General features: G+C 36.6%; 13 protein-coding genes and 1 pseudogene. 7 read left to right on the top strand and 7 right to left on the bottom strand.

The window, feature by feature from the left end:
* Positions 1-69 precede the first annotated feature (69 nt).
* On the top strand, positions 70-1,266 hold the full coding sequence (locus JCM15092_RS03410; protein ID WP_024993434.1) for a dicarboxylate/amino acid:cation symporter: 1,197 nt from the start codon (positions 70-72) through the stop codon (positions 1,264-1,266).
* On the opposite strand, the gene JCM15092_RS03405 is transcribed toward JCM15092_RS03410, so the two are convergent.
* On the bottom strand, positions 1,263-2,564 hold the full coding sequence (locus JCM15092_RS03405) for an anaerobic C4-dicarboxylate transporter family protein (protein WP_024993433.1): 1,302 nt from the start codon (positions 2,562-2,564) through the stop codon (positions 1,263-1,265). The two genes, JCM15092_RS03410 and JCM15092_RS03405, sit on opposite strands and share 4 nt — an antisense overlap.
* A gap of 168 nt (positions 2,565-2,732) precedes the next feature.
* Here JCM15092_RS03405 and JCM15092_RS03400 point away from each other — a divergent pair, with 168 nt between their 5' ends.
* Together JCM15092_RS03400 and JCM15092_RS14775 are read left to right on the top strand one after the other, a co-directional pair.
* Positions 2,733-3,680, top strand: coding sequence for an NAD(P)H-dependent flavin oxidoreductase (locus JCM15092_RS03400; protein WP_024993432.1), 948 nt, complete (start codon positions 2,733-2,735; stop codon positions 3,678-3,680).
* 252 nt (positions 3,681-3,932) lie between these two features.
* Positions 3,933-5,986, top strand: a pseudogene (locus JCM15092_RS14775) (M3 family metallopeptidase).
* Positions 5,987-6,087: 101 nt separating this feature from the next.
* On the opposite strand, the gene JCM15092_RS16475 reads toward JCM15092_RS14775, so the two are convergent.
* The 6 genes from JCM15092_RS16475 to JCM15092_RS03365 all read right to left on the bottom strand — a co-directional run bounded on the left by JCM15092_RS16475 (position 6,088) and on the right by JCM15092_RS03365 (position 11,189).
* Complete coding sequence (locus JCM15092_RS16475) at positions 6,088-6,951, bottom strand: GIN domain-containing protein (RefSeq protein ID WP_084488435.1); 864 nt, start codon at positions 6,949-6,951, stop codon at positions 6,088-6,090.
* A complete protein-coding gene (locus tag JCM15092_RS03385) occupies positions 6,948-7,355 on the bottom strand; it encodes a DUF5024 domain-containing protein (RefSeq protein ID WP_024993430.1) in 408 nt (135 codons plus the stop codon). Before JCM15092_RS03385 ends, JCM15092_RS16475 begins: the two co-directional genes overlap by 4 nt.
* 12 nt (positions 7,356-7,367) lie before the next feature.
* Positions 7,368-7,952 (bottom strand): PG0215 family putative anti-sigma factor, encoded by a 585-nt coding sequence (locus tag JCM15092_RS03380; RefSeq protein ID WP_034541508.1) that lies wholly within the window; start codon positions 7,950-7,952, stop codon positions 7,368-7,370.
* Between the two features lies 1 nt (position 7,953).
* Positions 7,954-8,427 (bottom strand): GFO_1088 family ECF-type sigma factor, encoded by a 474-nt coding sequence (locus JCM15092_RS03375; protein WP_024993428.1) that lies wholly within the window; start codon positions 8,425-8,427, stop codon positions 7,954-7,956.
* 579 nt (positions 8,428-9,006) lie between these two features.
* Positions 9,007-9,699, bottom strand: a complete 693-nt coding sequence (locus JCM15092_RS03370) for a Plug domain-containing protein (RefSeq protein WP_024993427.1) — start codon at positions 9,697-9,699, stop codon at positions 9,007-9,009.
* A 161-nt stretch (positions 9,700-9,860) separates the two neighbouring features.
* Positions 9,861-11,189, bottom strand: coding sequence for a rhamnogalacturonidase (locus JCM15092_RS03365; protein WP_024993426.1), 1,329 nt, complete (start codon positions 11,187-11,189; stop codon positions 9,861-9,863).
* 439 nt (positions 11,190-11,628) lie between these two features.
* Between JCM15092_RS03365 and JCM15092_RS03360 the strand changes: the two genes are divergently transcribed.
* The 4 genes from JCM15092_RS03360 to JCM15092_RS03350 all read left to right on the top strand — a co-directional run bounded on the left by JCM15092_RS03360 (position 11,629) and on the right by JCM15092_RS03350 (position 14,335).
* Positions 11,629-12,462: a helix-turn-helix domain-containing protein gene (locus JCM15092_RS03360; RefSeq protein WP_024993425.1), complete on the top strand. Its 834-nt coding sequence runs from the start codon at positions 11,629-11,631 to the stop codon at positions 12,460-12,462.
* 10 nt (positions 12,463-12,472) lie between these two features.
* Positions 12,473-13,012, top strand: coding sequence for a flavodoxin family protein (locus JCM15092_RS03355; protein ID WP_024993424.1), 540 nt, complete (start codon positions 12,473-12,475; stop codon positions 13,010-13,012).
* A 130-nt stretch (positions 13,013-13,142) separates the two neighbouring features.
* The gene (locus JCM15092_RS17885) at positions 13,143-13,283 is read left to right on the top strand and encodes a cyclophilin-like fold protein (RefSeq protein ID WP_159101368.1); all 141 of its coding nucleotides are present in this window, start codon (positions 13,143-13,145) and stop codon (positions 13,281-13,283) included.
* A 35-nt stretch (positions 13,284-13,318) separates the two neighbouring features.
* Complete coding sequence (locus JCM15092_RS03350; protein WP_439645897.1) at positions 13,319-14,335, top strand: alpha/beta hydrolase; 1,017 nt, start codon at positions 13,319-13,321, stop codon at positions 14,333-14,335.
* Positions 14,336-14,344: the final 9 nt, after the last annotated feature.

Here is a 14,344-nt window from a genome sequence, read left to right as displayed (position 1 = left end):
ACATTGTTATTTACAATTTTGTTCTATAATTATGAATTTTAATTAATTTTATTCCATTAATTTTGTAAAATGAAAAAAATCAAGATAGGGCTTCTGCCTCGAATTATAATTGCAATTATTTTAGGTATTATTTTTGGAAACATTCTTCCGGAAACAGTTATTAAAATTTTCGTAACATTTAACTCGCTCTTCAGTCAGTTCCTTGGGTTTATGATACCTCTTATCATAGTAGGTCTTGTTGCACCTGCTATAGCAGATATTGGTAAGGAGGCAGGACGTATGTTGGTCATTACTACGATACTTGCTTATGCTATGACTTTGCTATCAGGTTTCATCTCTTATGCAACCAGTGATGCAATATTCCCATCAATTATAAAACCTGGAACATCGATGACAGATATAAGTAAGGCCAACGATTTAGTGCCATTTTTCACTGTATCCATTCCACCTCTCATGGATGTTATGACCTCACTTATTCTCTCATTTACACTAGGTATCGGTATAGCCTATTTAAGTACTGACTATCTGAAAAATGTTTTTAATGACTTCAGAGAGATTGTTATGAAGACTATAAAAGTCATAATAATACCACTTTTACCAATATATATACTCGGTATTTTCCTTAATATGGCATATTCGGGACAGGTATTCAGCGTACTCACCGTATTTATTAAGATTATAGGAATAATTTTCCTACTTCATATTTTTGTTCTGCTCCTGCAATTCACTATTGCCGGAGTAATAGTTAAGAGAAACCCTCTTAGACTACTATTAAAAATGCTACCTGCTTATTTTACAGCACTTGGAACACAATCATCAGCTGCAACAATACCTGTTACACTGAAGCAGACAATAAAAAATGGTGTTAATGAAGATATCGCAGGTTTTGTTATACCTCTATGTGCAACAATACATCTTTCGGGTAGTACCTTAAAGATTGTAGCATGTGCCCTTGCTCTTATGATTATGCAAGGACTACCTTACGATTTTCCAATGATTGCAGGATTCATCTTTATGTTGGGAATAACAATGGTTGCTGCACCGGGAGTACCTGGAGGAGCTATAATGGCGTCCCTTGGAATATTGGCTTCAATGCTGCACTTCGGTGAGAGTGAACTGGCATTGATGATTGCCCTCTATATTGCCATGGATAGTTTCGGCACCGCTTGTAATGTTACAGGCGATGGTTCTATAGCACTTATAATCGACAAAATCTTCCGCAAAGAGAAGAAAACAAATCCTGAAGAATTTGTTGAGCAAATTTAGAATAATAGCTGTATCAGTAATAATCCAACAATAATAGAAACAATTGTTGCTACAAGTCCAGGCATCATAAATGAGTGATTAAGAACCCATTTACCTATTCTTGTTGTGCCTGTGCGGTCAAAGTTTATTGCAGCAACCACAGTTGGATAGTTAGGAATAAAGAAGTAACCATTCACAGCTGGAAAGAGTGCTATAAGCATGTATGGAGATATTCCGAGAGCAATGCCTAATGGAACTATTGCTCTCACTGTAGCAGCTTGACTGTAGAGAAGAATGGACATAACAAATAGTGCCAGCCCGAATAGCCAAGGCATTGACTGTACCACATCCTTAATAGATGCTGTGAGTTCTGTAATATTTCCATTGATAAAGGTATCTCCCATCCATGCTATACCAAATATTGCTATCACAGCCTGCATTCCTGCAAGGAACACACTACCTTGAGTTGCTTTGATACCATCAGTCTTTGTCACTAACAGAATAATAGCAGCAGCAGATAACATCAATATTTCTATTAGTGAAGGCATGTCGAGTGCTATTCCGTCGAATGATGGTCGAAGAGATGGCAGTGAGCCGAAGAGTACAATAAGGAAGGTAGCTGCAATAAAGATAAGTACCGAAATCTTAGCCTTGAACTTATCCTTTACTTCATTAATTTTTACTTCGCGCTCCTCAATCATCTTCATCTCAATGCGTTTCAGATATTCTTCATCCTTCATAAGCTCCTTACCCACCTTCATTGAGCAGATTGCACCTACAATAACGCCAATCAAAGTAGCCGGAATAGATACTTTCAATATGTCAAAAAGGGTGATATTGTATCCTGAGAGTAGGCCTAGAAGTGCAACTGTAGCAGCAGATATGGGACTTGCCGTAATAGCCTGTTGAGAAGCAATAACTGCAATACCAAGAGGACGTTCAGGACGAATCTTCGTCTCACGTGCAACCTCTGCTATAACAGGTAGTACAGAATAAGCTACATGACCTGTTCCGGCAAGGAAAGTAAAGAAGTATGTCACCAATGGACTAAGTATAGTTACTCTATCCGGATTTCTTCTTAGTAGCTTTTCTGCCATCTTAACCATATAGTCAAGTCCACCGGCAGCCTGCATGGCAGATGCAGCAGATATTACAGCAGCAATCATCAGCATCACATCAATTGGTGGTGCAGTTGGTTTCAAGCCAAAAACAAAAGTGAGTATGGCTAACCCTATTCCACCCATCACACCCAAACCTATTCCACCAAGCCTCGCTCCCAATATAATGGCAACTAAAACAAAAAACAGCTGTAGTAACATCTACTAAATTTCTTAATTATTACTATTCGAAAATAATTGTGCAAATATATGGATTTTAAGCACGTTTTAATAAACAGATGTGAGATGTTATGTATTTTTTGCTTCTTTGATAGCAATTCCAACAAAAAAGTATTCATCTTTGTTATTAAAGAAAATCTTTTATCTATTATGAACAGAATATGCAACCTTTTTAAAATCAAGTACCCTATAATACAAGGTGGAATGGTTTGGTGTAGTGGCTGGAGGTTAGCTGCAGCAGTAAGCAACAATGGAGGATTAGGACTCATTGGTGCAGGTTCTATGCATCCGGAAACTCTTCAGGAACATATCAATAAATGTAAATCAGCGACAGACAAGCCCTTCGGAGTAAATATACCATTACTCTATCCTGAGATTGAAAAAATAGTTGATATCGTAATAAATAGCGGTGTTAAGATAGTATTTACATCTGCAGGCAACCCAAAGACATGGACTGAGAAACTCCATAATAACGGCATAACTGTTGTTCATGTGGTAAGTAGCAGTAAGTTTGCTATAAAGAGTGAAGAGGCCGGAGTCGACGCAATAGTTGCAGAGGGCTTTGAAGCAGGTGGACACAATGGCCGTGAAGAGACCACAACAATGTGTCTTATACCACAAATAAAGAAATGTGTCTCTATACCTGTCATTGCTGCCGGAGGAATAGCATCTGGTGAAAGCATGCTCGCTGCAATGGCACTCGGTGCCGACGGTGTACAGATGGGTACCCGATTTGATCTGACAGAAGAGAGCTCTGCCGACTTCACCTTTAAGGACAGATGCTTACGACTTAATGAGGGAGATACACAGTTAGTTCTGAAAAAAATTACTCCTGTACGTGTGATAAAGAATGAGTTTTATCAGAAGATTGCCGAGGCAGAAGATAGAGGTGCTACTGTTGATGAACTCCGTGAAATACTTGGAAAAGGTAGATCCAAAAAGGGTATCTTCGAAGGAGATATTTACGAAGGAGAACTTGAGATTGGACAGATAGCATCAACTATTCATGAAATAAAAAGTGTTGGAGAGGTTATCCAAGAGATCGTGAATGATTACAACACCGAACTTGACAAGATGAAAAAGCTGTCAAGACTTTAATTCAAACGAATCATAACACGTTTCTTATAATGGCATTCTTTATAAGAAACCATACTATTCATGAATCTTTTCATGAATAGTTATGTAATTTTTATTTGTCTGAACTAAAAGAATATTATAATTTTGACGACCATAAGAATTAATAGGCAAAAGATTAACATTGATAAAACTAAATAAAAATTAACTTACAATATGAAGAAGTTATTTATTCCATTTTTTCTATTTTCACTATCACTCACAATGAGTCACGCTATGGATAACAAAGATTCTGTAAATCCTTTCTTCCAGGCTTATAATACCCCTCATGAAACATTTCCATTCGATAGAATAAAAAATGAGCATTATGAGCCTGCAATCCGTGAAGGTATAAAACGTAATATGCTGAGATTGATGCCATTGTAAATAACCCGGAGAAACCTAATTTCAAGAACACCATATTGGCACTTGATAATAGTGGAATGCTTCTGACACAAGTTGCAAGCGTATTCAGCAACCTTATGGGTGCAGAGACAAACGACGAGATGCAGAAACTGGCACAAGTCCTTATGCCACTATTAAGCGAGCACAGCAATAACATCAGTCTGAATGAGAAACTTTTTGCTCGTGTAAAAGCAGTATATGACAATCGCAAGAAAGAAAAGCTAAACACACAGCAGCTTGCACTTCTTGAGAATACATATAAAGGATTCACTCGCAGTGGTGCAAACCTAAGCGAAGAGAACAAAGCTAAGTATCGTGAGATAACAAAAAATCAGAGTATTGCCTCTCTGCAATATGATGAGAAGATGCTAAAAGCTGTAAATGATTACCAGATGTTGATAACAAACAAAAATGACCTTAAAGGTCTCCCAGAGAATGTTATTACAACAGCTGCTGAAGAGGCAAAAGCTGCAGGTAAAGAGGGATGGATCTTCACCCTTCAATATCCAAGTTTTGGACCATTCCTGACATATGCTGACAACAGAGAACTACGCAAAAAGATATACATGGCCAATGTGACCAAAAATACACAGAACAATGAGAACAACACATTGGACTTGGTTCGCACTATTGTAAACAATGAGCTATATACTGCTCAGTTACTGGGCTATAAGAGCTTCGCTGACTTCAATCTTGAAGAGCGTATGGCAAAGAACAGTGCCGGTGTTTACAAACTGGAGAACCAGTTACTTGAGGCTTACAAGCCTACAGCATTGAAAGAGGTAGAAGAGATCAGAAATTATGCACGCAAAGAGCAAGGAAATGATTTTGAACTTATGCCTTGGGACTTTAGCTATTATGCTCAAAAACTTAAGACTGAAAAGTTTAATATCAACGATGAGATGCTTCGCCCATATTTTGAACTTAGTCAAGTAAAGAAGGGTGTATTTGAATTGGCAAACAAGCTATATGGCATCACATTCAAGGAGAACAAGAACATCCCTGTTTATCATAAAGATGTAGTGGCTTACGAAGTCTTTGATAAAGATGGAAAGTTCCTTTCTGTATTCTATGCCGATTTCCATCCACGTGAAGGAAAACGTCAGGGTGCATGGATGAACGGACTGAAAGGTCAGTGGATTGATTCAAAGACAGGTGTTGACTCTCGTCCACAGGTGATGATTGTCCTCAACTTCACTAAGCCTACAGCCGACACTCCATCACTACTCACTTACGATGAAGTACAGACCTTCTTGCATGAGTTTGGACATGCTCTACATGGTATGTTCTCAAAGGTACAATATCAATCACTTGCAAGCCCTAATGTATATTGGGACTTTGTTGAGCTCCCTTCACAGATTATGGAGAACTTTGCAAGTGAACCTGAATTCCTTAACACATTCGCTCGTCACTATAAAACCGGAGAGCTTATCCCTACAGAGATGATTCAGCGTATCAAGGATTCAGAAAACTTCAACGTAGCTTACGGATGTCTTCGTCAGATTAGTTTCGGACTATTGGATATGGCACTCTATACTCGTACAGAACCATTGACAGAAGATGTAGCTGAATACGAAAGAAAAGCTATGGCTCCTGCACGCATAATAGAGCCTGTTGAAGGAGATTGTTTGGCAAGTTCATTCGGTCACATCATTGGTGGTGGATATCAGGCAGGTTACTACAGCTACAAATGGGCTGAGGTACTCGATGCTGATGCTTTCTCAGTATTCCAAGAGAAAGGTATATTCAACAAAAAGGTTGCAGAATCTTTCCGTACCAACATCTTGGAGAAGGGAAGAACAGAACATCCAATGACACTATACAAACGTTTCCGTGGCGGTGAACCAACAATAGATGCACTTCTTAAGAGAAACGGTATAAAGTAAATGATTTATTCACTTATTACTATATACAAAATCCCCCATAAACGTTAAGTCTATGAGGGATTTTTAATTATATAAAGATTTATGAAAAGCGTTTTACTTTATTAGAATTTGTTCAATTCCGATATATTTATATCTGACACACCTGAAGAATTTATATCTGTCTTATCAGCTGTACCCGAAATCTTCATACTGCCAGCACCTGAATTTTTTACTGTAAGTTCTTTGCAATCAACATTTAATGTATATCTTGAAGCTCCAGAGTTGGAGATATAAGCACTTTCACCTTTAAATGCTACATTAAGAGATCCGGCACCCGATACCTTTGATACAAACTTGGCAAAGTCTAATGAAGGACAATCCACCCTACCAACACCGCTTACATTAAGTTCGAAGCTATCTCCTTTTATCGCTTTGGATGAGAATTTTACAACACCTCCTATAGATACAGATTGAAGTGTTGGAGAAGATACGTTTATCTCTAAATTCTCAATGAAATTTTTGCCTGATAAATTAGTCTTGTCCCCTTTCTTAAGGTCAATAATTAAGGCTCCATTCTCAACTTTAATGGTAAGATTATCCATAAACGATTTTGTAGCTTTTACCTTTACCTCATATTTATTTCCTTGTGTATAGATAATCTTTGCTATTCCGCTACATTTAATTGAGGTGAAGTTTTTAAGATCATAGTTTTTCTCTACTCTTTCTTCCTTACTCACTTCATTGTTTAGGTCATTATCCATAAAGTCACTTATATTATTAAGACCGGATAAACTCTCCTTAATATTTTTGGATATCTCATTCATATCTATATTGAGATTAATATCTTTTTGAGAAAATTCCAAAGCCTCTTTTTCTATTTTTTTAGCCATTTTGTCAATTTTCTTAGACATAGACGAGTCCGACTGAGCTACAGAACCTTGTATACAAAATATAGCAAGTAATAGTGTCAATAAATACTTTTTCATCTTTTCTTATTTTTAATTATTATAGAAACAGTGATATTAGTTAAAAACCCACGATTTGAATCATACTCCATCATATATAGTCTGGCCTGATTCTCATTCTCATATCTAAGAAGATAGTTTACGGTATTTCCTTTTACATTCTTCTCTTGTGAATCTGCATTTTTAGCCTCATCTTCAAAAGCTTTTTTGAATCGATGTGCTTCCCCTGAGAAACTGTTACTCAACTTTAGTTCGTTGTATACGCTCACCACCTTCTTAGTCTGCGGGTCACGTTTAACTATTGAGCTGTAAGTCGAGTTACCCATAGTAGAATATTTTCCAATCAGTTCGTCTATTGAGTTCTGCCCGAACGAGTTCAGGCAGAAACCAAACAGCAAAAAAACAATTTGAAACAATTTATTCATATCATAACTTTATTAATCACACAATAATTTCTGTATATATTCTCTTTCTTTTTTGTCGTTGATACTATTTATCATACGACTCTCTATATCATCCTGCTTTGCCTTCAAGTCGCATAGTTTTTCCATCGCTGCAGCTTTGTTTATACCTTCCTTAATCTCAGGCTCAATCTTTGTCAGGTCATCTATTCTTACCCCGTTGATAATCATATAACTACCACCATACAATTTTTCAAGTCTATTCACTTCATAATGTCGGTATGCTGAAAAACCTAAAACTCCTATTAGCAGAGAGGCTGCTATTCCAATACAAATTTTCTTATATAAACTAAAAATTCTCTTTTTGCCTTTTCCTGATTTATCAGAATTGCCATCATTCTCAATAGAGACTACTGCACTCTGGTCAACCTCTTCCCCTTTGTGTAAGCTATTCTTATCATACCTCAACACTGAGTAAGCCATGAACATCTCTTTATATTGCATCAAATCTTCAGGCAATGTATCTTTTTGGAAGAATTCATATAATCTCTCCTCCTCCTCAAGCGTTGTTTCGGCTTGAAGGAATCTATCTACCAATTCTCTTATATTATAATTTTCCATATCAATCGACTTTAACATATTCTTTCATCACTGCCATACGTGCCCTGCTTAATGCTTTACGTACAGCCACCTCATTACTTCCTATAAGTTTTGCAATCTCTTCCATGCTCATACCGTCCATATGGCGTAGTCTTAAAATATTCTGCTGCAATCCAGGTAAGGAATTAACCACCTTGATTAGTTTTTCAATCCTTTCATGATCATCATTTTCATATTCTATATCTCCAATAGAATTCTCCTGGACAATATTTAAAGAGTTGTTATGACGGTGATAGTCCATGCACAGATTATGAACTATAGCTTTCGCCAGCGATGTCATCGGTGGTTTTAGTTCATCATTCATCTGCCACAGCTTAAGAAATGTATCCTGCACCATGTCCTCTGCTACATTGCTATTACTGATGTATCTCTGAGCAACTTTTATAAGTACAGGCCGTAAACACTCTACCTCTGTCGTGAACTCTTGAATATTCATTTTTTCTTGTTTCTACACTATATACGTGGGGATACTATTTTTGTGACATAAAATTTGAAATAAATTTTATTTATTTTTTTTGCAAGATAGTTCTAAGAGATTAAATGAAGTAATTTTCTAGCCTTAATTTACTATAAATCTGAAGGTTATTAATAAAACGCTCGATTAATCTGTGTCGCAAAATCTGTCATGATCGGATAATGAACCAATCATGATCGGTCTATCAATGAATCATGATCGGTTGACCAACTAATCATGATCGGTTGAATAGTTTATCATGATTCATTTTTCAGAACAATGAAAACAGTTGATCCTCTAAATCACCAAAGTAACGGATTGAGTCTTTATTATTTATACTTATCCTTGTAAGAACCTATATCAATTTATTGCCAACTTATATTTAAGGAAAAAATCTTCTAATTCTTTTACTTAATATAGAATTAGTACAATGCAGAATATTATAATAAACAAGGGTCATGACGCTAAAGTATTATAGAACTTTGTATAATATTAAAATCAATAAGTTTATTTGCAGGCATAAGTGGTATATGTCGTGGATTTTATAATGCTTTGAATAAACTAATCTGTTACTTGAATCTCTTTTTCATAAGTACCGATACCAGTCTTTGCAGAAAGAACATCTATAATTATCTTATATGTACCAGTTTTTTGGGGCATACGATACTCCCAATTTTGTTTCATACACCTTAAATTAGACAGGCCTATAGGAGTATAGAAAATACCTTTCGCTGGTATATTTTGTCGCTTCACACCTTTAGTTTTCAAAACAAAAGCACCATCCATAGCTCCAACCCCACCCATCAATCGTATTGTCTGCCAAGGTGCCAAAAGTTCAGCTGTTTCTATTTCGTTAATATTAAGATTCATTGCTTCGTCTGCTGTGATAGTAACTCCGTCAAGCAATATTTTAATGCCATTAGACTTGCCAAAAGTTGAGAAACCTCTATTATTATTCAGCCTATATGATATAGTTCCTGTTTTTTTATCAATAGTAGTAACCAAATTCATAAAGCCATAAAATTTCTGTATCAACTGCTTGAAATCTTGTATGCCGGACTTTTCCATTTGTTCAGCATCTATATAACGTGTTGAATAGAATCTATTTGTAGGAACATATTTCTCAGCTTTTACCTTTGCCTCAATCACCACTTCCGGGATATCATTTATTTTATCGAACCCAAACGTTCCTGAATCTGACAGCCTTATATCATGCCCAACAGATATTTCTAGTACCCTATTCCAATTCATCATCCCTAGCAGTGTGTCGCTTTCTATCCTATAGGTATACACATCTTCCTCTCCTTTCTTGTTGAATGCTTCTATAAAAAAAGATTCCTTATCACTAAAGTCAGGTATGCCGAGTGTAAAACACCCATTTTCATCTAAAGATGTGTCTGTGGTTGAACAGTCAATTACTTATATTTCTTACCATTAACTATTACTTTATTTAAAGTACAGTTATTTATCACTTTCAATTTGTCAACTTCATTAATTTCGGTTTTTATATCCATATTCTCAAAAACAAAGTTTGAAAGTTTATATTGATCAGATTTCTCTACTCCAAAAGCATTATTACATTCCAATTCAATATTTCTTAATACTATATCATTGGCATAAGATAATTTTATATCCTTTTCTCCTTTTAAATCAAAGAATTGATTCCATGGTTTAATACTTAACATAACTTTTGCACTTCCTTTGATATCTTCAACAAGAATATATTCATAATGTTGAGGTGTATCAGGACGCATTTTTAGATGTAGAATAATGGAAGCTCCATATGATGTAGAACGACGCAAGATTACATTATGATTAAGTATAGATTCACTACCACAAGTTAACGTGCTATGACAAGTTGAACCGTATTTGCAATCCTCTATTATGATATTACGATTAGCACCATTATTTTCATCTTTATCGGCATTAGGACCTTTACCACCCTTTAAAGCGACAGCGTCATCATTAACATTCATATAACAATTCTTTATAAGAAAATTAGTACAAACATCGATATCAACTGCATCAGTACTTGGAGCACGTACAGGTTTTGAAGGAGAAGTTATATCTAGGTTCAATAATTTTACATTCTCACACTTATAAAAATGAGTTGTCCAAAATGGAGAGTTCATTAGATGCAAACCTGATACTTGAACATCTTTACAATTAGAAATATATAAAAGTCTTGGACGCATTTCATCCATATTAGTACATTTAGGATTGAATTTCCTACGCAACCAAAAAGATTTCCAAAAACGTAAACCATTACCATTTATGCATCCTTCTCCAGATACCGTAAATCCATCTACATTATCAGCATTAACTAAAGCAGCAAAATATTGTAATGTCTGACCTTCCATACGAGTTGTTAGAATATCAAAGTCACTAATATCATCACTACCTTTAAGTTTACCACCATTCTCTATATATAAATGCGTATTAGGTTTAAAGAATAATGAGCCGGTCAAAAAAGTACCTTTTGGTATTATGATAACTCCTCCGCCATTCTGATAAGCTTTGTCTATTACAGATTGAATCTTATCTTTCTGAAGTAAAGAGCTATCATTTACTACACCATAATCTGTAATACGATACTGTTTACCTAACTTACTTATGTCTGTAAGTTCTGTTTGTCGGAACCAATCAGGAACTATAGAGCCATCAGGGAAAAGATCTTTTGCTGATGTAGATACTGAAAGACAAGTGCAAAAAAATAAAACTAAAAATTTAAATTTCTTTTTCATAGATTATTTATTATGATATTTATCGTACAATAGTCAGAGTCAAATTTAAACTGCTCAATATTAGTACAGAATTTTAAATAATATGCCTCTTTTTTCTAATATTATATTTATACTGCAAATTTATATTTGTGTCATCATAGCTAAAATGATTATTGTACAAATGCTTGTATTATCGTACAAATACTTGAATTATTTAAGAGAGTACAAATAATATAATTCAATTAAAACAGAATGTAAGGAATGAATACGAGGTACGGTCATAGATAGAAAACATAATAAAAGTTGGAACCGATCACATGAGCGGTCATATAACTTTACCCAATAAGTCCGATTATTCTGTTAAAAAAACAGGCAGAGACAATAATTGAACCTCAGAGCGACATCTTTAGAAAAGGAAAGAAGTAATATTGCAGCATAAAGTATTATTTATAACAGAATTATGACTGATTCAATAAACATACGCAATTGTAACAATGCGATTTTCTTCAGCGAAATAACGCATGATATGTTCTGCGATAAAAGGTTGCCGACTCATGGACTGATGATGGTTTATTCAGGTATTCTGACTATTGAAACGGAAACCGAACATATCAAAGCTCATGCTGGTGACTATATATTCTGGCATCGTAACTGCTTGGCAGGAATGAAAAAAATGTCAGATGGAGACACTCCATTCCGTTCCATTGCCATAGCGCTTGACAATAAGCTACTTCGTGATTTTTTCAGCGAGAATCTGACAGGCAAACGGCTGCCTATGGATTCTCATCCAATCTATTCTCCGGGCGTTCCACTTCCACATAATATAAAGGTGGATAGTCTGTTCATGTCCCTCAAACCTTACGCTGATCAAGGAATTGACCTTGATGAAGAGACGATTAGAGAGAAACAGAACGAAGCCATAAAGTGCTTATTGGATATTGATGAGCGAATGTATCCAACGCTATTCGATTTCTACGAAAGTTGGAAGATTGACCTACTCGCTTTTATGGAAAAACACTACATGGAAGACTTGACTATGGAAGAGTTCGCATCCTATACTGGCAGAAGTCTTGCTACTTTCAAGCGTGACTTTTCTAAAATCAGCGACCTATCCCCTCAGAAATGGCTCATAGAACAGCGACTTGAACTGTCTTGTCACCTGCTTCGGGATACCAAAGTAAAGCCATCTACTGTCTATTATGAGGTAGGTTTCAAAAATCGCACTCATTTCAGCGGACTTTTCAAACAACGCTACGGAGTTACTCCGGCAGCTTATCAACAACAATTCAAATAAAAAGATAAAGATGAAGAACGTATTCGTGATTAAAACGAGCCCTCGCAAGAGTGGCAATTCCGACCATTTGGCCGATGAGTTTATCAAAGGTGCCATTGAAGCAGGAAACCATGTAGAGGAAGTCAGCCTCACTGGAAAGAACATCCAATTCTGCCGTGGATGTATGACTTGTCAGCAAACGCATCGCTGCGTTATCAAGGATGATGCAGAACCTATACGTGAAAAGATGCTTCAGGCAGATGTGATTGTATGGGCAACCCCTATCTATTACTATTGTGTGAGCGGACAGATGAAGACGATGATTGACCGAGCCAATCCACTCTATTCAATGGACTACAAGTTCAGAGATATTTATCTGTTGGCCACAGCTGCAGAAGATGAGCCAAGCACAGTGGAAGGAACCGTAAAAGCTACTCAAGGATGGGTAGATTGTTTTGGGAAAGCAACACTAAAGAAGGTTGTCTTTGCCGGTGGTGTAAATAGTAAAGGCGACATTGAAGGGCACTCTGCATTGAAAGAGGCTTATGAATTGGGCAAGACTATTCAGTAAAATAGTATTGGTATTGTCAATGACGTGTTTTCTTTAGACCGAGAGATTTCCTGTAGAAATAAGATCCACATCTTCCTATTATCCTGGAACCATTCACGGAAGCGACATTATGCTATATGGTTCTTAAGGCATAGTACTGTTCTATCAAAGCTTCAGCTCTTCCTATAGCTATACCCGAATCGGGAAACTGGATAATCCGCAAGGAGTAGCTACAGCTGTAGGCTCAAGAGATATTGCCATCACATTTGACAAAAAAATAAATAACAAATGAATATCAAAACAACATTAAGTGTCGTGATAATGGCTATGAGCCTGACAGCCACTGCACAAAAAAATATCAATAAAGCAGTAAAAATGGAAACATTACAATTGACACAAATATGGGATAAAACTTTTCCACAAAGCAATAAAGTATCGCACAAGAAAGTAACGTTCTATAATCGTTATGGCATTACTTTGGCTGCCGATATGTATACACCTAAGAATACACAAGGCAAGTTAGCTGCTATTGCTGTCAGTGGTCCTTTCGGTGCGGTTAAAGAACAATCATCGGGCTTATACGCTCAAACATTAGCTGAACGTGGTTTCCTTACTATCGCCTTCGACCCTTCATATACAGGAGAAAGTGGAGGTCAGCCTCGCTATGTTTCATCTCCGGATATTAATACCGAAGATTTCAGTGCAGCTGTAGACTTTCTTTCCGTTCAGCCGAATGTAGATCCAGAACGAATCGGTATTTTGGGTATCTGTGGCTGGGGAGGAATGGCTCTCAATGCTGCTGCTATCGACACAAGAATCAAAGCTACTGTAACCAGCACCATGTATGACATGACCCGTGTGAATGCAAAAGGCTATTTTGACTCCATGGATGCCGATGCCCGATATGAACTTCGCAAACAACTCAATGCACAGCGTACCGAGGATTATAAGAATGGCAGCTATGCCTTGAGTGGTGGTGTAGTCGATCCACTGCCAGCTGATGCGCCTCAGTTTGTAAAAGACTATCATGCATATTACAAAACCCCACGTGGCTATCATGCCCGTAGCCTAAACTCCAATGGTGGTTGGAACAAGACGCATTCCTTGTCGTTCATGAATATGCCTATATTAACCTACAGCGATGAAATCCGTAATGCTGTGCTGATGATTCATGGTGAGAAAGCACATTCTTGCTATTTCAGCAAAGATGCTTTCAAGAAATTGAAGGGATACAACAAGGAACTGATTATTATTCCTGGAGCCAGCCATACAGACTTGTACGACCAGATAAACATCATTCCTTTTGATAAGATTGAACAATTCTACAAAACGAACTTGAAATAATAACGATTG

The sequence above is a fragment of the Phocaeicola paurosaccharolyticus JCM 15092 genome (assembly GCF_000613805.1).
In the GTDB taxonomy this organism is placed as follows: Bacteria; Bacteroidota; Bacteroidia; order Bacteroidales; family Bacteroidaceae; genus Phocaeicola; species Phocaeicola paurosaccharolyticus.
The sequence above is the reverse complement of the archived record's forward strand: the minus strand, read 5'-3'. Positions and strand labels throughout refer to the sequence as shown.